This window comes from Anaeromyxobacter sp. SG64, assembly GCF_022690745.1.
GTDB classification, from domain to species: Bacteria; Myxococcota; Myxococcia; order Myxococcales; family Anaeromyxobacteraceae; genus Anaeromyxobacter; species Anaeromyxobacter soli.
Genome location: NZ_JALCZB010000044.1, coordinates 15,858 through 36,477 on the forward strand (window position 1 = coordinate 15,858; position 20,620 = coordinate 36,477).

Below are 20,620 nucleotides of genomic sequence, written 5' to 3' on the forward strand. Positions count from 1 at the left end.
GATTGTCCGCGCCCACCCCGTCTGTTAGATCGGGCGCCCCGATGACCACCACCCGCGTCTACCTCCACACGCTCGGCTGCCCGAAGAACCGGGTGGACAGCGAGGTCATGCTCGGCACCCTGACGGGCGCCGGCTACCGCCTCGAGCGCGACCCCGCCCAGGCGGACGTCATCGTGGTGAACACCTGCGGGTTCATCGAGAGCGCCAAGGAGGAGTCGGTCGACGCCATCGTCGAGCTCGCGGGCATGAAGCAGGAGGGGCGCTGCAAGAAGCTCGTCGTGACCGGCTGCCTCGTGCAGCGTCACGCCGAGGAGCTGTCGGCCGAGCTGCCGGAGGTGGACCACTTCCTCGGCACCGGCGCCTACGCCGACATCGCCCGCGTCGTCTCGGACGCGCAGGCGAAGCGGCTCGTCGTGCCCGACCCGGACTTCGTCCACTCCGCCTCGACGCCGCGGGTGAACTCGCTCCCCTCGCACACGGCCTACCTCAAGATCTCCGAGGGCTGCGACAACGCCTGCGCGTTCTGCATCATCCCGAAGCTCCGCGGCGCGCAGCGCTCGCGGCCGGTGGACGACGTCGTGGCCGAGGCGGCCGCGCTCGCGGCGCAGGGCACCGTCGAGCTCTCGCTCGTGGCGCAGGACCTCACCGCCTACGGCTACGACCTGCCGGGCAAGGTCCGCCTGCACCACCTCCTGCCGGAGCTGTGTAAGGTGGACGGCATCCGCTGGCTGCGGCTCCACTACGCGTACCCGCGCGACGTGCCGGACGCGCTCGTCGACGTGATCGCGCGCGAGCCGAAGATCGTGAAGTACCTCGACATGCCGCTGCAGCACTCCTCCGACCGGCTGCTCCGCTCGATGAAGCGCGGCCGCGACTCGGTGTTCCTGCGCGAGCTCCTCGCTCGCCTTCGGGCGCGCGTGCCCGGCATCGCGCTGCGGACCTCGCTCATCGTCGGGCTCCCCGGCGAGACGGAGGAGGACTTCGAGGATCTCGTGCGCTTCGTGGAGGAGCAGCGCTTCGAGCGGCTCGGGGTGTTCGAGTTCTCGCCCGAGGACGGCACGCCCGCGGCGGAGATGGACGGGCAGCTCCCGGAGGCGGTGAAGCGCGCCCGCCGCGATCGCATCATGGCGCTCCAGCAGGAGATCTCCCGCGACCACCAGCAGGCGATGATCGGCCGGCAGCTCGAGGTGCTCGTGGAGGGGCGCTCGGAGGAGACCGAGCACCTGCTCGCCGGCCGCCACGCGCAGCAGGCGCCGGAGATCGACGGCATCACCTACATCAACGACGGGGTCGCCTACCCCGGCGAGCTCGCCACCGTCGAGATCACCGACGCCTCCGAGTACGACCTCGTCGGCCGCGTGGTGGCGCGCGATCCGGAGCGGGCGCGACGCCCGCTTCCCCAGGCGGAACCCCGCGACGCAGGCCCGCGCCGCCGCGGTGGCCTCCCCGTCGTCGGCTGAGCTCTCAGCGCACTGGGTGCGCCCGCAGCGCCTCGGCGAAGGGATCCCGCCGCCCCCGAGCGACGCACACCCGATCGTCGCCGACGGCGCCGCAGTCCGCGCCCGCCGCGAGGAGGCGCGCGATGGCGCTCGGGTGCACGACGTAGATCGTCGCGGGATCCAGCGTTCCCGCCTCGACGGCGCGGCGGGTCGCCCGGCACGCCGCGATCGCTCGCCCGGGATCGAGGCGGGCGGCGTACGCGGCGTCGAAGGTGGCGCCCAGGCGATACGCCGCCTCCGCGAGCGGCAGGTAGCTGTCCGGCGGATACAGGTGCGGACCGCAGAGCTCCGGCTCGGGCGCGATGGGGTCCCCGCCGGCGAGGAGGTAGGGCGGGAACATCGAGACGTGGCGGTACGCGCCCTCCGCGAGCGCCCACTCCGGCGCGGGAGGTGGGAAGGAAGGGGCGAGCCGGAGCGGCGCGGGCGGCCTCACGTCGAGCACCTGCGCCACCACGGCCAGCGCGAGCACGCCCCGCAGCGCGCGCGGCTTCTCGCCGAGCACGGCCGCGGCGAGGCCGATCCCGCCGAGGAGGAGCAGGTAGTGGAGGGGCCAGACGAAGCGGCCCGAGGAGCGGAAGGTGCCGGAGAGCGCGGGCACCGCCTCGTAGAAGCGGAGCCGCCCGACGACCTCTCCCGCCGCCCGCACGGTGCCGGAGAGCGCGAAGAAGCCGAGTACGAGCGCGATCACCACGATCGGCGCCACACGGGCGAGCGCGACGGCGGCGGGGGGACGGCGCCGCGCGGCGGCGAGGACGGCGCCGAGGACGAGGAGGAACAGGACGCCCGCGCCGAGGTAGCCGAACCCCTCGTACTGGCCGGCGTGGACGGGGAGCCCCGCCCAGACGCGCGACCAGCCCATGGGGTTCACGAGGGTCGCGAGGTCGGCCGAGAAGTAGCCGAAGCCGTTCGCGCGCGCCCGCACCCCGCTCACGAGGAAGCCGAAGAGCGCGAGCCCCGCGCCCGCCGCGAGCGCGATCGCGGCGAGGCCGCCCGCGAGGAGCGAGGCGCCCCCGCGCCGCTCGACGAGGACGATCCGCGCGAGGAGGGCGGCGGCGAGGGCGGCCGCCATCACCACGAAGTACGGGTGCACCCCCGCCGCGGCGAGGACGAGGAGGAGCGCCGCGGCGAGCCTCGCGCGGAGCCGGGGCGCGTCCTCGCGCGCGGGCGCGAGCGCGAGCCACAGGGCGAGGAGCAGGATCCACTGCGCGCAGAGGCTCGCGTGACCGGTCTTCGGGCCCACGAGCCGGTGGAGGAGCGGCGGCGCGAGCACGAACAGCGCCCCGCCGAGCGCCTGCGCGACGCGGTCCGGCGTCGCGAGCCGCGCGAGCTTCGCGCCCACGAACCCCTGCAGCGCGAAGGAGACGACGAGCCAGCTCCCCACGTACTGGAAGTCCTGCGGGAGGAGCGCCGCGAGCGGGCGGAGGACCACCGCGACGAGCGGGAGCGAGTCGGTGAAGCCGAGCGTCGAGCCGATGCCGAAGGGATAGAGCGGGTTCGCGCCGAGGGGCAGCGTGAACGGAGCCGAGCGGAAGAAGAGCCACCCGACGTAGCTCGCCCCGAAGTCGCTGCCCAGGAGCCAGCGGACGTTCCCCGGCGCGGCGAGGGCGAGGCCACCGGCGTTCCAGGCGAGCCAGCCGACGCCCGCGAGCCCCGCCACGAGCGCGGGGGCGTGCGGCGCGAGGCGCGCGCGCAGGGGGGCGAGTCGCCCGCCCGCCCTTCCCGCCGGGACGCCGGGAGCGGATCCCTTCTCGTCGGGGGCGCCGGGGGACATCCGTTGCACGCGGGCGCGAGGATCCGCGCGCGCGATGGGAGTGTCAACGGGCTGGCCTCGCGGCCCCGAACGCGCGAAAGTCTCCGCCGACGATGGATCTCCTGGAGCTCGAGCGCGCCCCCGTCCGGCGCCACCCCTGGGAGGAGGCGCGGGTCGCCTTCTTCCTGCGGGTCCTGCGCGGCGCGGGCCTGCTCGGGCCGGGCGTGGCGGTGCTCGACGTGGGCGCGGGCGACGGCTTCTTCTCCCGCCGGCTCACCGAGGCGCTCGCCGAGGGCTCGTCCGTCACCTGCTGGGACACGAACTACACCGACGCGCACCTCGCCTCGGAGGCCTTCGCCCCGTCGGCAGGCCTGCGCTTCACCCGCGCCGCGCCGGAGGGCGCGTTCGGGCTCGCCCTCCTCCTCGACGTGCTCGAGCACGTGGAGGACGACGCCGCGTTCCTCGCCGAGGTGGTCGAGGCGCGGCTCGCGCCCGGCGGGCACGCGCTCGTGTCGGTGCCGGCCTGGCCCGCCCTCTTCTCGAGCCACGACGTGAAGCTCCGGCACCACCGCCGCTACGCGCCGCGGGCCGCGCGGGCGGTCCTCGCGCGCGCCGGGCTCGAGGTGGTCCGCGGCGGCGGCCTCTTCCACGCCCTCGTCGCGCCGCGGGCGGCGCAGGTCGCGCTCGAGCGCCTCTCCCGTTCGGCGCCCCCGCCGAAGGACCTCGGCGAGTGGGACGCGCCCGCGTCCGTGACGGCCGCCGTCCGCGGCGCGCTCGCGCTCGACGCGTCCCTCTCGCTCCTGCTCTCGCGGCTCGGGCTCGACCTGCCCGGCCTGAGCTACTGGGCCCTATGCCGGAAGCCGTAGCGCTCGTCATCCCCTGCTTCAATGAGGCGGTGCGGCTCCAGCGCGAGGAGCTCCTCCGGCTCGCCCGCGCGCGCGAGGGCCTCTCGCTCGTGCTCGTGGACGACGGCTCCACCGACGGGACCGTGGCGGTGCTCGACGAGCTCCGCCGCGCGGAGCCCGCGCGGATCTCCGTCGTGCTCCTCCCCCGGAACCGCGGCAAGGCCGAGGCGGTGCGGGAGGGGCTCCGCCGGGCGCTGGCGGGCGGCGCCGCGGTGGTGGGCTACGCCGACGCCGATCTCTCGACGCCGGTCGACGAGCTCGCCCGGCTCGTGGACACGGCCCGTGCCTCGCGCCGCGAGGCGGTGCTCGGCTCGCGCGTGCGGCTCCTCGGCAGGCGCATCGAGCGTCAGCCGCTCCGCCACTACCTCGGCCGCGTGTTCGCGACGCTCGCCTCGCTCGCCCTCGGCCTCGCGGTCTACGACACCCAGTGCGGCGCGAAGCTCTTCCGCGCGACGCCCGCGCTCGCCGCCGCGCTCGAGGCGCCGTTCCGCACGCGCTGGATCTTCGACGTGGAGCTCCTCGCGCGCCTCCGCGCCGGCGGCCCCGGCGTCGCGCCCCTCGGGGAAGACGCGTTCGAGGAGGTGCCGCTCCTCGCCTGGCGCGACGTGGGCGGCTCGAAGCTCCGCCCCGGTGCGATGCTCGCCGCCGGCCTGCAGCTCGTCGCGCTCGGCGCGCGGCTGCGGCTCGGGCGGCGCTGACCGCCGGCTCCGGCTCAGCGCCGGCGGCCCCCGCCGAACATGGAGCCCAGGATCCCGCGCATGATCTCGCGGCCGATCTGGGTCCCCGCGGCGCGCATGGCGCTCGTGGCCATCTTGCCGAGCATGTCGCCGGCCTGGCCGAGCGCGCCCGCGTCCTGCCGTCCGCGCGGCGCACCGCCCGCGGGCCCGGGACGCTCCCCCTCTGCCTCCCGCTCCGTCGCGCGCCGCTGCAGCCGCTCGTAGGCGGACTCGCGATCGACGGGGGCGTCGTAGCGGCCGCGCAGCGGCGAGGCGGCCATCACCTGGGCGCGCTCCTCGGGCGTGAGCGGCGAGAGCCGCGAGCGGGGCGGCACGACGAGCGCGCGCTGCACCGGCGCGGGCGTGCCGCGCGCGTCGAGGAAGGACACGAGCGCCTCGCCCACGCCGAGCTGGGTGATGGCGGCCTCGACGTCGAGGCCGGGGTTCGCGCGGAAGGTCTCCGCCGCGGCGCGCACGGCCTTCTGATCGCGCGGCGTGAAGGCGCGCAGCGCGTGCTGCACCCGGTTGCCGAGCTGGCCCAGCACTGCGTCCGGCACGTCGAGCGGGCTCTGGGTGACGAAGTAGACCCCGACCCCCTTCGAGCGGACGAGCCGCACCACCTGCTCGATCTTGGCGCGCAGCTCGTCCGGCGCGTCCTCGAAGAGCAGGTGCGCCTCGTCGAAGAAGAACACGAGCCGCGGCTTCTCCGGGTCGCCCACCTCCGGGAGCTGCTCGAACAGCTCGGAGAGGAGCCAGAGGAGGAGCGTCGCGTAGAGCTGCGGGGAGCGGACGAGCCGCTCCGCGTGGAGGACCGTCACCTGCCCCCGGCCCGAGAGGTCGGTGCGGAGCAGGTCCTCGAGCGCGAGGGCCGGCTCGCCGAAGAGCCGGTCGGCGCCCTGCGACTCGAGCGCGAGGAGCGCCCGCTGGATCGCGCCGACGCTCGCCGAGGAGACGTTCCCGTAGCGCGCGCGCAGCTCGGCGGCGCGCTCCGTGAGGTGCTCCAGCATCGCGCGCAGGTCCTTCACGTCGAGGAGGAGGAGCCCCCCCTCGTCCGCCACCCGGAACGCCATCTGCAGCACGCCGGCCTGGGTCTCGTTGAGCCCGAGCACGCGCGCGAGCAGCAGCGGGCCCATCTCGGAGATGGTGGTCCGCAGCGGGTGGCCGGCCTCCCCGTAAACGTCGAGGAAGACGACCGGGCTCGCCTCGGGAGTGAGGGCGAGGCCCAGCTCGCGGGCGCGCTCGGCGAGCTTCGGCGAGTCGCCGCCCGGGCGCGCGAGCCCGGAGAGGTCGCCCTTCACGTCGGCGAGGAACACCGGCACGCCGAGGCGGCTGAAGCCCTCGGCGAGGACGCGCAGGGTGACGGTCTTGCCGGTGCCAGTCGCCCCTGCGACGAGGCCGTGACGGTTCGCGAGCGCCGGGAGGAGCAGGAGCTCCTCGTTGCTCTTGGCGACGAGGATGGGAGCGGGAGGGGCCATCCCCCTTCTTTACCGCTCCGCCCCCGGCGGCGCGATCCTCCGGACGTCCTTCGGCAGCTTGAGCTCGAAGGCGGAGTCGGCGAGCCCGGCGTTGCGCTTCACCTTCTCGAAGCGGATCTCGTTCACGTTGCCGGCCCCGTCCACGACGCGCGTGGCGCGCACCTCGCCGTCGGGGCCCACCGTGAGCGCGATCGACTCGACGCGCGGATCCTCCTCCTTGGGGCGGAGGAGGAGCGCCCCCGCGCCGTCCACCGAGAGGTGGAACTCCCGGGCGAGGTCACCCTTGCCGAGGAGGAACGTGACCGCGGCGCTCATGGCGGTCGCGTCGAAGTGCTCGTCCACGTAGGCCTGGTTCTCCTCCGGCTCGTACTGCACGAGCCGCGAGCCCTTCACCGCCACGGTCTTCGGGGAGGGCGTCTCGTAGTCCCAGCGCATCATCCCGGGCTTCTTCACCCGGAGCGTTCCGGCGGAGACCTGGCGCCGGCCGAAGCCGGAGTAGGTGTAGGTCTGCTGAAAGCGCGCCTCGAGATCGCGGGTGCGCTCGTAGAAGGTCTGGACCTTCTTGGCGAGCGCGCCCGCGTCCGCGGGGGGCGGGGCGGCGGCGAGGAGCAGGGCGGCGAGGGCGGCGATCATGGTGAGCTAGATAGCAGACGGGCGGCGCGCGGGCGGCATTCACGGCCGCCACCCACACGCCTTGACGGCGCGGGCGCCCCAGGTGATCCTCCCCGGCTCGATGCGCGCCCTCCTCGCCGCCCTCGCCCTCGTCGCGCTCTCCGCCTGCACCGAGCCCTGCCAGGAGCTCGCGAACCGCCTGTGCGAGTGCGCCGGCGGCGGCAGCGCGCGCGACGCCTGCCAGCGGGGCGCGGAGGACCGGCTCTCCTCGGTCGGCGCGGGCGACGCGAAGCAGAAGCAGTGCGACGCCTGGCTCGGCACCTGTCACGCGCCGGAGGGCACGAAGTTCTGCGAGTGGATCAACACCACGGACGCGAAGGCGGCCTGCGGGATCTCGCTCGAGCCTGCCACCACGCCGTAGGCCACGTCCGGGAGGCGCGCTCAGCGCTCCGGCAGCCCCAGCATCACGCGCCTTCCCGCGGTCGGGGCGACCTTCCCCTCCGCGAAGCGCCCGGCGATCCGCTCGCCGCACCCGGCGCAGGCGCCGCCCTTCATCCGCACCGCCCGCACCGCGTGCCAGTCGCGCTCGATGACGCGCGCGCCGCAGCGCGGGCAGTAGGTGGTCTGGCCCTCGGGATCGTGGACGTTGCCGGTGTAGACGTGGCGGAGCCCCGCGGCGCGGGCGATGGCGCGCGCGCGGGTGAGCGTCGCGGGTGGCGTCCGCGGCCGGTCGAGCAGCTTGTAGTCGGGGTGGAACGCCGTGAAGTGCACGGGCACGTCCGGGCCCATGTGCTCCGCCACCCAGTCGGCCAGCCGCCGCGTCTCGTCAGGCGCGTCGTTCAGGCCCGGGATGAGGAGGTTCGTCACCTCCACCCAGACGTCCGTCTCCCGCGCGAGCCAGGCGAGCGTGTCGAGGACCGGCGCGAGGTGCGAGAGGGTGATGCGCGCGTAGAAGTCCTCGGTGAATGCCTTCAGGTCCACGTTCGTGGCGTCCATGTGGCGGAAGATCTCGGCCCGGGCCTCGCCGGCCACGTAGCCGCTCGTCACGAACACGGTGAAGAGCCCGCGCGCGTGCGCCTCGCGGGCCACGTCGATGGCGTACTCCGCCCAGATGATGGGGTCGTTGTAGGTGAAGGCGATCCCCGGGGCGCCGCGCGCGACGGCGAGGTCCACCACCCGCTCCGGCGTCCACGCGTCCTCGGCGGCGCTCGCGTCCAGGCGGGCCTTGGAGATGTCCCAGTTCTGGCAGAACCGGCACCCGAGGCAGCAGCCCGCGGTGCCGAACGAGAGGACGCTCGAGCCGGGCAGGTAGTGCGCGAGCGGCTTCTTCTCGATGGGATCGACCGCGAAGCCGGTGGAGCGCCCGTAGCCGGCGGTGAGGAGCCGGCCGCCGTGATTCTGGCGGATGAAGCAGAACCCGGCCTGCCCCTCCCCGATGCGACAGGCGCGCGGGCAGAGCGAGCAGAGCACCCGCCCGTCGGCGGCGGGCTGCCAGTGGCGCGCCTCGTGGAGCATGGATGGATCGTAGTCGCCCGCCCAGGACGGGGCAGCGGGCGGGCCGGCGGGGCCTCGCCCGCGGGTCCGCCGGGCCGTCGGACCCCGGCGCCTGGCGTCCGCGCGCTCGATCGACGCGCATGGCGGTGCTATCAGTCGAGGACGGCCCGCGCCGCTCGCGCGGGCCTGCCATTTTCGAGGACCGCCCCGTGACCTTCCGCGAAGCCATCGACCGCCGCCCCCTCGTGTTCGACGGCGCGATGGGCACCCAGATCCAGCGCCACCAGCTCACCGCCGCGGAGTTCGGCGGCAAGGAGGGCGCGAACGATCTCCTCACCCTCACCCGCCCGGACCTCGTGGAGGACATCCACGCGCGCTACTTCGCGGTCGGCTGCGACGTCGTCGAGACGAACACGTTCGGCTCCTCGCGCCTCAAGCTCGACGAGTACGGCCTCGGGCACCGGACCTACGAGGTGAACTTCCGCGCGGCGATCCTCGCCCGCCGGGCCGCGGAGCGCTTCCACGGCCCGGAGCACCCGCGCTTCGTGGCCGGCTCCATCGGGCCGACGGGCATGCTGCCGTCCTCCTCGGACCCGGCGCTCGGGAACATCACCTCCGACGCGCTGGAGCGGATCTTCTTCGAGCAGGCGAAGGGGCTCGTGGAGGGAGGCGTCGACGCGATCATCATCGAGACCCAGCAGGACATGCTGGAGCTGCGCGCCGCAGTGCTCGCCGCCGACGCCTGCCGCAAGGAGTGCCTGCGCGACGTCTTCATCATCGCCCAGCCCACCCTCATCGACGCGAACGGGCGGATGCTGCTCGGCACCGACGTCGCGAGCGCGCTCGCCACGCTCGAGCGGCTGCCGGTGGACGCCGTCGGGCTCAACTGCTCGACCGGCCCCGCCGAGATGCGGGCCTCGGTGCGCTACCTCGCGGAGCGGTCCTCCCACTACGTCTCGGTCCTGCCGAACGCCGGCATGCCCGAGAACGAGGACGGGCACGCGGTCTACAAGCTCTCGCCGGACGCGCTCGCCGACGCGCTCGCCGGGTTCATCGCCGAGTACGGGGTCGAGATCGTGGGCGGCTGCTGCGGGACGACGCCCGAGCACATGCGCAAGGTCGTCGAGCGGGTGCGCGGCCTGCGCGCGCCGCGCCGGTCCCGGCCGCGGGCCGCCGCGGAGCTGTCGAGCGCCATGAAGGCGGTCCCGCTCGCCATGGAGCCCCGGCCGCTCATCGTGGGCGAGCGGCTCAACAGCCAGGGCTCGAAGAAGGTGAAGGAGCTGCTCCTCGCCGACGACTACGCCGGGCTCGTGCAGATCGCGCGCGGCCAGGTCGACGCCGGCGCCCACGTGCTCGACGTGTGCGTGGCGCTCAACGAGCGCGACGACGAGGGCGCGCAGATGCGCACCCTCGCGAAGCTCCTCGCCCAGTCGGTGGACGCGCCGCTCATGATCGACTCGACCGAGGCGGACGTGGTCGAGGGCGCGCTCAAGGTGTACCCGGGCCGCTGCATCGTGAACTCGGTGAACCTCGAGAAGTCGGGCGAGCGCGTGAAGCGGATCCTCCCGCTCGCGCGGCGCTACGGGGCGGCGGTGGTCGCGATGACCATCGACGAGAAGGGCATGGCCCAGACCGCCGAGCGCAAGGCGGAGGTGGCCCGGCGCACCGTGGCGATCGCGACGGACTACGGGGTCCCGCCGGACAGCCTGGTGTTCGACGCGCTCACCTTCACGCTCGCCACCGGCGGCGAGGAGTACCGCCGGAGCGCGCTCGAGACGCTCGAGGGGATCCGGCGCATCAAGGCGGAGAACCCGGGCGTCCTCACCACCCTCGGCGTCTCGAACGTCTCGTTCGGCCTCGCGAAGGGCGCCCGCGAGGTGGTGAACTCGGTCTTCCTCTACCACGCGGTGCAGGCGGGCCTCGACCTCGCCATCGTGAACCCGAAGGACATCCGCCCCTACCCCGCCATCGTGGAGGAGGAGCGCGCGCTCGCCGAGGACCTCCTCTTCGACCGCCGCCCCGACGCGCTCGCGCGGCTCATCGCCCACTTCGGCGCGAAGGGCGCGCCCGAGAAGGCGGCGGTGGACCCGCTCGCCGGCGCGGGCGGGAAGAGCGCGGAGGAGCGGATCCACCTCCAGATCCTGCACCGCCGCCCGGAGGGCATCGAGGCCCTCATCGACGACGCGCTCACCCGCCGCTCGGCGGTCTCGGTGCTGAACGAGGTGCTCCTGCCGGCCATGAAGGACGTCGGCGACCGGTTCGGCGCGGGCGAGCTCATCCTCCCCTTCGTGCTCCAGTCGGCGGAGGTGATGAAGAAGGCGGTCGCCCACCTCGAGCAGTTCCTCGAGAAGAAGGCCGGCTCGACGAAGGGCACGGTCGTGCTCGCGACCGTCTACGGGGACGTCCACGACATCGGCAAGAACCTCGTGAAGACCATCCTCTCGAACAACGGCTTCACGGTGCACGACCTCGGCAAGCAGGTGCCGGTCGCGACCGTCATCGAGAAGGCGGTCGCCACCAACGCCGACGCCATCGGCCTCTCCGCCCTGCTCGTCTCAACCTCCAAGCAGATGCCGTTCTGCGTGGAGGAGCTCGCCCGGCGGAACCTCGCCTTCCCCATCATCATCGGCGGCGCGGCCATCAACCGGCGCTTCGGCTACAAGACCCACTTCACGCAGGGCGGAACGCCCTACGCGGGCGGCGTCTTCTACGCGAAGGACGCCTTCGAGGGGCTCGAGATCGTGGAGCAGCTCGTCGATCCGGCGAAGCGCGACGCGCTCAAGCACGGGGTGCTGCAGAAGGCCATCGCGAACCGCGACCTGCCGGCCTCCCCGGCGCCGCCGCCCGCGCCCACGAAGCGCGGGTCGTCCGTGGCGGCCGCGCCGCGCGTCCCGGCGCCGCCGTTCTGGGGGCCGCGCGTGGTGCCCGCCGGGCAGATCGCGCTCGCCGACGTGTGGCCGATGCTGGACCTGCCGGAGCTCTTCAAGCTGCAGTGGGGCGTGAAGGCGAAGGGCGAGGAGTACGAGAAGCTCATCCGCGAGGAGTTTGGGCCGAAGCTCGAGGAGCTGAAGAGCGAGGCCCAGGCGCAGGGCTGGCTCGTGCCGAAGGTCGTCTACGGGTACTTCCCCTGCCACGCCGAGGGGAACGACCTCGTGGTGCTCGACCCCGTGCACCGAAAGGCCGAGGTCGCGCGCCTGAAGCTCCCGCGCCAGCCCGACGACCGGAACCTCTGCATGGCGGACTGGTTCCGCGAGGAGCGCGGCTCCGACGTGTGCGCCTTCCAGGTCGTCACGGTGGGTGACCAGGCCTCCAGGATCGCGCACGAGGCGCAGGAGCGGGGCGACTACACCCACGCGCTCTTCCTCCACGGCCTCGCCGTCGAGACCGCCGAGGCGATGGCCGAGTACTGGCACCGCCAGGTGCGGAAGGAGCTCGGCCTCCCCGACGGCCAGGGCAAGCGCTACTCGCCGGGCTATCCGTCCTGGCCGGACCTCGCCGACCAGCGTCAGGTCTGGAAGCTGCTCGAGCCCGACCGGACCATCGGCGTCTCGCTCACCGAGGCGAACCAGATGGTGCCGGAGGCGTCGACCTCGGCGATCGTCCTGCACCACCCGGACGCGATCTACTTCCTCGTGCGCGGGCTGGAGCGGGTGGCGGGGTAGACCGCGGGCCGGTCACATATCGGGACAGAACAGCCGGGCGGAGAGGTTTCGCAGCCGCGCACGTCACTGCCCCCCGACCGGCTCGAGAGGAGACGGAGCATGGACCGATTCACCGGCGGTTGCCTGTGCGGCAACGTCCGCATCGTGGCATCGGGACGCCCGTACCGCGTCGGCATCTGTCACTGCCTCGACTGTCGCAAGCATCACGGGGCCCTCTTCAACGCTTCTGCGGTGTTTCCTCAGGATGCGGTGACGATCGAGGGCGAGACCGGCGACTACGCCGGTCGGTTCTTCTGTCTCCGCTGCGGCTCGTCCGTCTTTGGACGCACCGCAGACGAGGTCGAGGTGAACCTGGGATCCCTGGATGCCCCGGACCAGCTGATGCCGACCTACGAGAGCTGGATCGTCCGTCGCGAGTCCTGGTTGCCGCCGTTTCCGCTCACGAGACGGTACGACCGCGATCGTGGCGGCACGGGTCGCTCCGAGGAATAGGTCGCACCAGGGAATCCGGATAGAGACGTGACCGTCGCGTTCCGCGATTCGGCCGGATCGTTCGCGCGACGGAACTCTGGGTCGGGCGTGCGCGTGCGCGCCGCTGGGTCGGGCGCGTGCGTGTGTCCGCGAAGGTGGGGCGCGGTCGGTCTCTGTGGGACCCGGCTCCAGGAGTTCGGCGCCCTTGGAGCCGATGGGCCCGCGCACGCCGCTCCGACCTGTCGCGCGAGCGAGGGACGGTCTGATATCGACCGATAAACTGGTAGTGAATGGTCGCATTGACATGCTGAAACAGCGCTCCCTAACATCGCGGCGTCTTGTCGCAGGCCGTCGCCCGGTGGCGCGGCACGACCCGGACCCGAGGGAACGATGTTCACGTCCTCGCCAGAGCGCGTTCTCACCGACGAGGCCTTCGCGTCGTCGGGCGACGGGAGCTCGCGGCCCCGGTGCAGCGCCCTCGTTCGGCGAGGCGGCCCATGACGCTCCCGGAGCAGCTCCGCGCCATGCCCGAGGTGCGAGGCGGCCTCCTCGGCGACGCGCGCGGAGCGCTCCTCGACGCGTCGCCCGGCACGCCGGCCGCGGCGGACCTCGCCGCGCAGACGGCCGCGGCTTTGAACGCGCTCACCGCCGCGGGCGAGGCCGCGAAGCTTTCCCGGCTCGAGTCGGTGCTCCTCAAGTGCACGGGCAGCGCGACCGCGATCGCCGCCCGGGCGGACGGGTTCCTCCGGCTCGCGCTCGACCCCTCGAAGGCGACCAAGGCCGTGGAGGCGGCCCTCCACCAGTGGTCGCGCGAGGCCGTCGCGGTGCCCGCCCCGCGGCTCACCCGGCCCACGCCGCCTACGATCCCTTCGCCGCCCGTCGCGAGCGGCGCCACCGGCGGCCAGGCCGCGTCGGCGTCCGGGCCGAGACTCCGCTCGGCCGAGAGCGACCGCTTCGCGGCCCTGCGCCGCGCGATGGTGCGCGGCCACCTCAGCGAGGCCGTGACGCTCGCGGCCGCGCTCGGCGAGCGTCCGCCCTCTGCTCCGGCGCGCGCGGGGGACGAGCCCGTGGACCGCGACGCGCTCGCCGCCACGCTCGAGAGCCTCCTCGAGGGCGTCGGGAGCATCCTGGCGGGCGATGGCATCGGGGGGGAGCGGGCGCTCCGCGAGCTCACCGTCAGCGCGCAGCCAAACCTCTCCTTCCGCTGGCTCGCCCTCTACTGGAGCGCGCGCGCCGCGCTCAAGAGCGGGAGCCTCCCCTCGGCGCGGGCCCACGTGAAGGAGGCGCTCCCACTCGGACGCCAGCTCGACCTCGAGTCGAGGGCGGTCACGGAGTGGCTCGCGGGCGACGTGCTCTCGCAGGACCGCGACGCGTCGCGCGCCCTCGCCTGGTTCGCCGACGCCCGCGCGCTGTTCGAGCGGCTCGGGGATGCCTGGGGCGCCGCGCAGGTGTCGCTCTCCGAGGCGCGCACCCTCGCCTCGCTGGAGCGCGAGCAGGAGGCCGCCGAGGCGGCCTCGCGCGCGTCGGCGCTCGACGCGGCCTGGGACGAGCCGGCGGTCTTCCTCGCGCGGCGGGCGCTCTTGCGGGATGACGTCGCCGCGGCGGAGAAGATCCTCGAGGCCGTGGAGACGCCGGCCGCCGACCGCGTGCGCACCGTGATCGAGGCGATCCGCGGCGACGCCGTCAGCCGCGCGGACGCGAGCGAGTACCTGCGGGAGCACGACGCGCCCCCGAGCGCGCGCGCGATCCAGGCGCTCGGGCGCATCGCGAACGCGTGGCCGCGGTTCGTCCCCGCGCGCGACGCGCTCGCGTGGATGCTGCTCAAGGTCGGCAAGTACGCGGAGGCGGGCAGCGTGTTCCGCGGCCTCCTCGGCCAGCCTCTCGCCCCGGGCGATCGCGCCTCGGTGATGCTCGGGCTCGGGTGCATCTCGCACGCGCAGCGGCCGGCGAGGGATCCCGCGGCGCTCCGCGCCGTGGTGGCGGCGGCGTCCGTGGCGTCCCCCGCCGCGCCGGCCGCGCCGCGCGAGCCGCCGCCCATGCCTCAGCTCTCCGGGTCCACCCTCCTCGCTCGCGGCTCGCAGGCGCCCGGCGCGCTCGACGCGGTGTTCTCCGGTCGCCTCAGCGTCTTCGCCTTCCCCGACCTGCTCGAGTTCCTCCGCAGCGCCAGGCGCACCGGGCTCCTCGTGTGCAGCAGCGCGCGCGGCGTCGCGGCGCTCAGGCTGCGGGACGGCTGGATCACGGGCGGCGCCTCCCCGGGCACGCCCAGGGTGGGAGAGCTGCTCCTCCGCGCGCGAAAGGTCTCGCCCCTCGCGCTGCACGCCGTGCAGGACGAGCCGGACCCGGTGATCGGCGAGGTGCTCGTGCGCGAGGGCATCGCGGACGCCGCGGCGGTGAAGGAGGCGCTCGAGCAGCAGGTCGCGCTCGCCATCCGCGAGCTCGTCGGCTGGACCGACGGCGAGTTCGCGTTCAACCGCGAGCCGGAGGGCGGCGAGACCTCGGCACAGGTCTCGATCGCGCTCGACCCCCAGGCGGTGCTGCTGAACGTGTTCAAGGAGATGGACGAGCAGGCCCGCCCCGCCGCGAGCGGCGTGGAGCTCTAGGTCTCCTACGCATGAACCGGCCCTCCCCCACGGACGAGCCCCGCGGTCCCGAGCAGGAGGACCTGACGCGCCTCGTGGGCGTGAAGCTCGGGAACTACCGGCTCGAGCGGCTCATCGGGCGCGGCCGCATGGGGGTCGTCTACCTCGCGAAGGACGAGGCGTTGCTCCGCCCCACCGCCATCAAGATCCTCTCGTGGAGGGTCGCGGACGCGCAGGGCCACGACCCCGTCCAGTGGTTCCTCACCGAGGCCCGCCTCGTCGCGCGGATCAACCACCCGCGGGTGGTCCAGATCTACGGCGCCGCGAGGCACGGCGATCACTGCTACATCGCGATGGAGTACGTGGTCGGCTCCTCCGCCGAGGCCGTGGTCGCGGCGCGGGGGCGGCTCGCTCCGGAGGTGGCGACGGACATCCTCCTGCAGGCCGCGGCGGCGCTCGAGGCCGCTCACCGCTCCGGCGTCATCCACCGCGACGTGAAGCCCGCGAACCTGCTCGTCGGCGACGGCGGCGTGACGAAGCTCGGCGACTTCGGGATGGCCCTCGGCTCGGCAGAGCTGCGCATCGGCACCGCCCACCTGCGCGTCGGCACGCCCTACTACACCGCTCCCGAGATCTGGAGCGGCGCCGCGGCCACTGCGGCCTCTGACATCTACTCGCTCGGCGCGACGTACTTCCACCTGCTCACCGGCCGCCCTCCGTACCCCGGTCCCGACGTCGCGGCGGTCGAGCAGGGCCACCTCCGCGAGCGGGTGCCCGACGTCCGCGCCCTCGTGCCGAGCCTGCCCGCCTCGTGCGCCGCCCTCCTCGCTCGCGCGCTCGCGAAGGCGCCGCGGGAGCGCCACGCGTCCGCGCAGCTCCTTCTCTGGGAGGGGAGGCGTGTGCTGCAGGACATCGCGGCGGCCGGCGGGTCGCCCCGCGGCGCGTCCCCGATGGCGGCGCGCCCCGCGTCGTCGCGGGCGCAGCCGCCCGCCCCCTCCACGGCCCCGGCGCCGCGCCTCCTCGCGGAGGCGTTCGGGTTCGTCCGCCGTCCGTTCTTGTGCGGCGACAGGGCGGGCGGCCCGCGCGGCAGCGAGCCGTTCGCAGCGATCCGGGGAGAGCTCGCCGACGCCGTCCGCGACGAGGGACGGCTCCTCGTCGCGCTCACCGGTCCGGGCGAGAGCGGGCGGACCACGCTGTGCCAGGAGCTCGCGCGTGAGCTCGCCGCCGAGCGGCTCACGCTCGTCGTGGCCGCGGCGCCCGGTGTCGATTCACGCGGCCTCGTCCAGGGCATCTGCCGCGCGGCGGGGATGGCGGAGGAGGCGTCCGAGGAGGCCTGCCTGGACGCGCTCGTCGAGCGGTTCGTCGAGGAGCAGCGCCGCCGGGCGACGCCTCTCCTCGTGCTCGACGGCGTGACCGCGGCGCCGCCCTGCGCGGCGGGGGTGGCGCGGGTCCTCGAGGCAGTGCGCTGGTCCGGATCGTTCAAGGTCCTGCTCGCGGGCGCGCCCGGGCTCGTCGAGGCCCTCGCTCGGGGTGGCGTCGAGCTCCCCGAAGGGCGCGGCCCGGAGCTCGCGGTGCCGTCCCTCGATCCCCAGGTGATCGGGGCGTACGTGCGGGGCGCCATCGACGCGGCGCTCGCGCGCGGGGCCCCTCCCATCGTGGTCTCGCCGGACGCGGTGCTCCTCCTCGCGCTTCGCTCGGACGGCGTCCTCGGCCGGGTGGACTGCATCGCCGAGAACATGCTGGTGCTCGCCGCCGCGGAGCGGCGCCGCGTCCTCCGCTCGTGGCACGCGTGGGTCGCGTCCGACGAGGAGCGCTGGTCCGAGCGCGCCACCGCGGCGCTGCCTCGGCAGCCGGACCGCTGGCCGCCGCCCGAGGTCGCCGACGTCATCGACGCGTGCCGCCGTGGCGCGGGCCTTCCTCCCTGGCCGCGGGGAAGGACGTCGCGAACGTGAGGACACCGATGCGAACCAGGCAGTCGCACCGCGGAACGGCCGGCCTCCCCTCGCAAGGAGCGAGCCCATGTCGGACCTGACGCTGATCAGCGGTCTACCCGAGGTGAAGAGCGCCGTGCTCGGCGACCTCGCCGGCACGTTCCTCGACGACGTCGAGGAGCCGGATGGCGAAGGAGTGGCCGCGGTGATGGGGTTCTTCGCGAGCCTCGTCGGCCAGGTGGGCAGCGAGCTCGGCCTCGGCGCCCTCGAGCGCGTGTCGCTCGCGGGCGCGACGGACGCTCACGCCGTGCTCTTGCGCGGCGGCCACGTGATCGCGGCTCGCCTCGCGCGCCCGGCCGCGCTGGCCGCGATCGAGAAGGCCTGGGACGACGCGCTCCAGGGGCGGAGGTGACCATGGACACGATCCTTCAGTCGCTCCTCGACCTCCCCGGCGTGAACGCCTCGCTCGTGTTCGACGCGGACGGGCACCTCCTCGCCCATCGCGGCCGCACGATCTACGACCGCGACCTGTGCCAGCAGGTGAGCGGCTGGCTCGTGAAGGCCGTGGACGCGGTCCAGCTCCAGCAGGGCGACTGGGAGTCGATGACCGCCCAGTTCGCTGACGGCAAGCTCCTGCTGCGCAGCCTCGGCCTCTCTCGCGACGGGAAGAGCCACGTCCTCGCCCTCGTGGCGGACGCCGCGCTGAACCCGTCGTTCGCGACCGTCGCGATCCGCGTGGCCACGGCCAAGCTGAAGAAGGCCCTCGAGGGCGGGGGAGCGGCGTCCTCGTCGCAGACCCTCGGCGGTTCCGCGGCGCCGCCGCCGGCCGCGTCCTCCTCGGTGCTCCCCTCCGACTCGAAGCCCGTCCTCGCGAACTCCGGGCTGAGCTGGTCGAAGGTCTCGAGCAGCGGCCTCTCGCGGATCGCCGTCGCCGACCCCGCCTCGGCCGCGTTCCTGTCGCGCTGCGCGAAGGAGCTCGCCCGGTACGTGGGGCCGATCTCGAAGGTTTACGTGGAGGAGGGCGTCCACCGCGTCTCCCCGGAGCACCCGTTCGCGCTCGCGGCGTCGCGCGCGCTCGTCGACGACCTCGCCGCCCAGATCGAGGACGCGGCGGACCGCGCCGCGTTCCGCGAAGCGCTCGACGCCGGAGACCGGCTCAGGTTCCGCACGCTGGAGAAGAAGCCCTAGCGCAATTCACCCGCAGGCGGGTCGCCTTGGCGGCGGCCCGGGAGGTGAGTCGATGTCCATCGTTCGATCCGTGCGCGCGAGCCTCGCCGCCACGATCTCGCTGAAGCTCGCCGCGCTCGCCCTCGTCCTCACCGCGATCGCGGCCACCGTCATCACCGTCGGGCAGACACGACGAATGGAGGAGCTCACTCTCGAGAAGGCGCGCGTCGCCGCCTCCCTCGGCGCGCGGCAGTACGGCAGCTTCTTCGACGACGCCATCGACAGCGGCCAGCTCACCGTCGCCGACGTCTTCGACCAGAGCTACACGCCCATCAAGGGATACGACTGGGGCCCGCACCCCAAGTTCCACACGCGCTACGACGCCATGACGGATCGCGCCGTGCTCGTGTTCGAGGACAAGGTCCTCGAGCAGGAGGACTTCGTCTTCGCGGTGGGCGTCGACGAGCGCGGTTACCTGCCCACCCACAACACCCGCTACCAGAAGCCGCTCACCGGAGACGCCAAGGCGGACCTCGTCGGCAACCGGACGAAGCGCATGTTCGACGACCCGGTGGGGATCGCCGCCGCGCGCAACGTGCAGCCCTCGTTCCTGCAGGAGTACCAGCGCGACACCGGCGAGACGATGTGGGACGTGTCCTCGCCCATCTACGTGAAGGGGAAGCACTGGGGAGGGTTCCGGGTGGGCGTGTCGATGGAGCGCATCGGCGCGCACAAGCGCCAGCTCCTCCTGTCGCTGCTCCTCGTCTTCGGCGGCTTCGCGCTCGTGACGATCGGGGCCATGTTCGTCGTCGTGCGGCGGGCGATGCGGCCCGTCGTGGCGCTCACCGAGACGGCCGATCGGATCAGCCTCGGCGAGGCGCTCGACACGCCCATCAAGTCGGACGCGGTCGACGAGATCGGGCAGCTCACGAAGACCATCGATCGCCTGCGCGTCAGCATGAAGGCGGCGATGGCACGGCTCGGCCACTAGGCGCACGAGGAGAATCGACCATGGTGCCCATGTCCCGCACGCGCTTCGCGATCGTCGCCCTCTCGCTGGCGGCCGCCTCCCCGGCCCTCGCGGGCGAGCCGCGCCCCAGCGTGATCCCGGCCACGGTGACGTCCGCCGACGGCCTCACGGCCCAGGAGCGCGAGATGCTCGACCTCGCGACCCACTTCGCCGCGCGCTGCGCCGCGGCCCTGGACCGCTGGATCGACAAGGAGGTCACGAAGGAGCGGCTGTTCAGCTTCCTCTACTACCCGATCCCGGCGACCGATCCCCCGAAGTTCACCACAGAGTGGGACCGCCTCTCCGATCGCGACATCCTCCCCATCGAGGAGAGCGTCCTCGCGAAGTCGGCCGTCATCCAGTTCGCGGTGATGGTCGACCGGAACGGCTACCTCCCCACGCACAACCAGCGCTACTCGCAGCCCCTCACCGGGAACCTCGCGAACGACCTCGTGAACAACCGCACGAAGCGGATCTTCAACGACCGGACCGGCCTCGCCGCCGCGCGGAGCGAGGCACCGTTCCTCATCCAGCGCTACCAGAGAGACACCGGCGAGACCATGGCGGATCTGTCCGTGCCGATCTTCGTCCGGGGGGTCCACTGGGGCGCGGTGCGGATCGGTTACCGCGCCGTCGATTCGCGCTGACGGGAGGCGTCAGCGTGCCGTACGGGCGGCGCCGGTCATCGACCGGCGCCCTCGCCTGCGCTGCCGCCCGCGGCCGTCGCCCAAAACGGAAAACTCCACCAAGAGTTCCAGCATTCGGTCCGTGGGATCGCCGCTATTGCCGCTGGTCCTGGGTGCGAAGGGGCGTAGACCGCCGGAGGCGTGATCATCGCGGTCCGCGATTCGGCCGGATCGGTCGCGCGACGGAACTCTGGGTCGGGCGTTTAGTCCCTGATGGGCGCGCGGGCACCCACTGTCGACGGCGCTCGCCCTCGCGTCACGACGGAGTGGGGCGAGGTGTTACGACTCGCGCATCGCGCTCTCCTTAGTTGAGGGCCGTGAGGATCATCGACCACCAGACGTCCATCTCCGCGCGCTTACCGCCTAACAGCTTGTCTATGTCCCCTCGGAGATCAGACGCTCCCGTGCAGCGGAAACCGCCGCCGCATAGACTGGCTGCAGCGGCTCTGCGAGCGCCCGCTCGAGTTGAGCTTCGACCTCCCAAAGAACCTTCTGCTCTGCCTGATGCTCAGTCGGGAGGCCGCTCCTGCCGTCTTCGGTCAAGTCCCGTCTTCTGTGTGAATGGAACTCCGCGTGAAGCTCCTCGGCTGAATCACGCCGCCTTGGCGGCGGCGACGTCCTTCGACTTCAGCATCGACAGGTCCAGATAGCGACGGTCGGTCCA

General features: G+C 73.6%; 16 protein-coding genes. 12 read left to right on the top strand and 4 right to left on the bottom strand.

Annotation, left to right across the window (positions count from 1 at the left end):
- The first annotated feature begins 41 nt into the window (after positions 1-41).
- Positions 42-1,460, top strand: a complete 1,419-nt coding sequence (gene rimO / locus MNZ29_RS14145) for a 30S ribosomal protein S12 methylthiotransferase RimO (RefSeq protein ID WP_242338680.1) — start codon at positions 42-44, stop codon at positions 1,458-1,460.
- A 4-nt stretch (positions 1,461-1,464) separates the two neighbouring features.
- Here the strand turns inward: rimO and MNZ29_RS14150 are convergent, their stop codons facing one another.
- Positions 1,465-3,270: a DUF6311 domain-containing protein gene (locus MNZ29_RS14150; protein ID WP_242338723.1), complete on the bottom strand. Its 1,806-nt coding sequence runs from the start codon at positions 3,268-3,270 to the stop codon at positions 1,465-1,467.
- Between the two features lie 92 nt (positions 3,271-3,362).
- Between MNZ29_RS14150 and MNZ29_RS14155 the strand changes: the two genes are divergently transcribed.
- Together MNZ29_RS14155 and MNZ29_RS14160 are read left to right on the top strand one after the other, a co-directional pair.
- On the top strand, positions 3,363-4,115 hold the full coding sequence (locus MNZ29_RS14155; RefSeq protein ID WP_242338682.1) for a bifunctional 2-polyprenyl-6-hydroxyphenol methylase/3-demethylubiquinol 3-O-methyltransferase UbiG: 753 nt from the start codon (positions 3,363-3,365) through the stop codon (positions 4,113-4,115).
- Positions 4,100-4,852 (top strand): glycosyltransferase, encoded by a 753-nt coding sequence (locus MNZ29_RS14160; protein ID WP_242338684.1) that lies wholly within the window; start codon positions 4,100-4,102, stop codon positions 4,850-4,852. The genes MNZ29_RS14155 and MNZ29_RS14160 overlap by 16 nt, the downstream gene beginning before the upstream one ends.
- A gap of 14 nt (positions 4,853-4,866) precedes the next feature.
- Here the strand turns inward: MNZ29_RS14160 and MNZ29_RS14165 are convergent, their stop codons facing one another.
- Both MNZ29_RS14165 and MNZ29_RS14170 read right to left on the bottom strand, forming a co-directional pair.
- Complete coding sequence (locus MNZ29_RS14165; protein WP_242355615.1) at positions 4,867-6,345, bottom strand: helicase HerA-like domain-containing protein; 1,479 nt, start codon at positions 6,343-6,345, stop codon at positions 4,867-4,869.
- A 9-nt stretch (positions 6,346-6,354) separates the two neighbouring features.
- Entirely contained in the window at positions 6,355-6,978 is a 624-nt protein-coding gene (locus MNZ29_RS14170) for an outer membrane lipoprotein carrier protein LolA (protein ID WP_242338688.1), read from the bottom strand.
- 100 nt (positions 6,979-7,078) lie between these two features.
- On the opposite strand from MNZ29_RS14170, the gene MNZ29_RS14175 reads away from it, so the two are divergent.
- Positions 7,079-7,378, top strand: coding sequence for a hypothetical protein (locus tag MNZ29_RS14175; protein WP_242355617.1), 300 nt, complete (start codon positions 7,079-7,081; stop codon positions 7,376-7,378).
- Between the two features lie 20 nt (positions 7,379-7,398).
- Here the strand turns inward: MNZ29_RS14175 and amrS are convergent, their stop codons facing one another.
- Positions 7,399-8,472: an AmmeMemoRadiSam system radical SAM enzyme gene (gene amrS, locus MNZ29_RS14180; RefSeq protein WP_242355619.1), complete on the bottom strand. Its 1,074-nt coding sequence runs from the start codon at positions 8,470-8,472 to the stop codon at positions 7,399-7,401.
- Between the two features lie 188 nt (positions 8,473-8,660).
- Here amrS and metH point away from each other — a divergent pair, with 188 nt between their 5' ends.
- From metH to MNZ29_RS14220, 8 genes are all read left to right on the top strand, one after another.
- Complete coding sequence (metH, locus tag MNZ29_RS14185; protein ID WP_242355621.1) at positions 8,661-12,113, top strand: methionine synthase; 3,453 nt, start codon at positions 8,661-8,663, stop codon at positions 12,111-12,113.
- 99 nt (positions 12,114-12,212) lie between these two features.
- Complete coding sequence (locus MNZ29_RS14190) at positions 12,213-12,605, top strand: GFA family protein (protein ID WP_242338700.1); 393 nt, start codon at positions 12,213-12,215, stop codon at positions 12,603-12,605.
- 476 nt (positions 12,606-13,081) lie between these two features.
- Complete coding sequence (locus MNZ29_RS14195) at positions 13,082-15,184, top strand: DUF4388 domain-containing protein (protein WP_242355623.1); 2,103 nt, start codon at positions 13,082-13,084, stop codon at positions 15,182-15,184.
- Between the two features lie 11 nt (positions 15,185-15,195).
- Positions 15,196-17,115 (top strand): serine/threonine-protein kinase, encoded by a 1,920-nt coding sequence (locus MNZ29_RS14200; RefSeq protein WP_242355625.1) that lies wholly within the window; start codon positions 15,196-15,198, stop codon positions 17,113-17,115.
- A gap of 67 nt (positions 17,116-17,182) precedes the next feature.
- Entirely contained in the window at positions 17,183-17,506 is a 324-nt protein-coding gene (locus MNZ29_RS14205; RefSeq protein ID WP_242355627.1) for a hypothetical protein, read from the top strand.
- A gap of 2 nt (positions 17,507-17,508) precedes the next feature.
- Entirely contained in the window at positions 17,509-18,282 is a 774-nt protein-coding gene (locus MNZ29_RS14210; RefSeq protein WP_242355629.1) for a roadblock/LC7 domain-containing protein, read from the top strand.
- Positions 18,283-18,334: 52 nt separating this feature from the next.
- A complete protein-coding gene (locus MNZ29_RS14215; protein ID WP_242338710.1) occupies positions 18,335-19,252 on the top strand; it encodes a HAMP domain-containing protein in 918 nt (305 codons plus the stop codon).
- Positions 19,253-19,272: 20 nt separating this feature from the next.
- Positions 19,273-19,917: a hypothetical protein gene (locus MNZ29_RS14220; protein ID WP_242338712.1), complete on the top strand. Its 645-nt coding sequence runs from the start codon at positions 19,273-19,275 to the stop codon at positions 19,915-19,917.
- Positions 19,918-20,620: the final 703 nt, after the last annotated feature.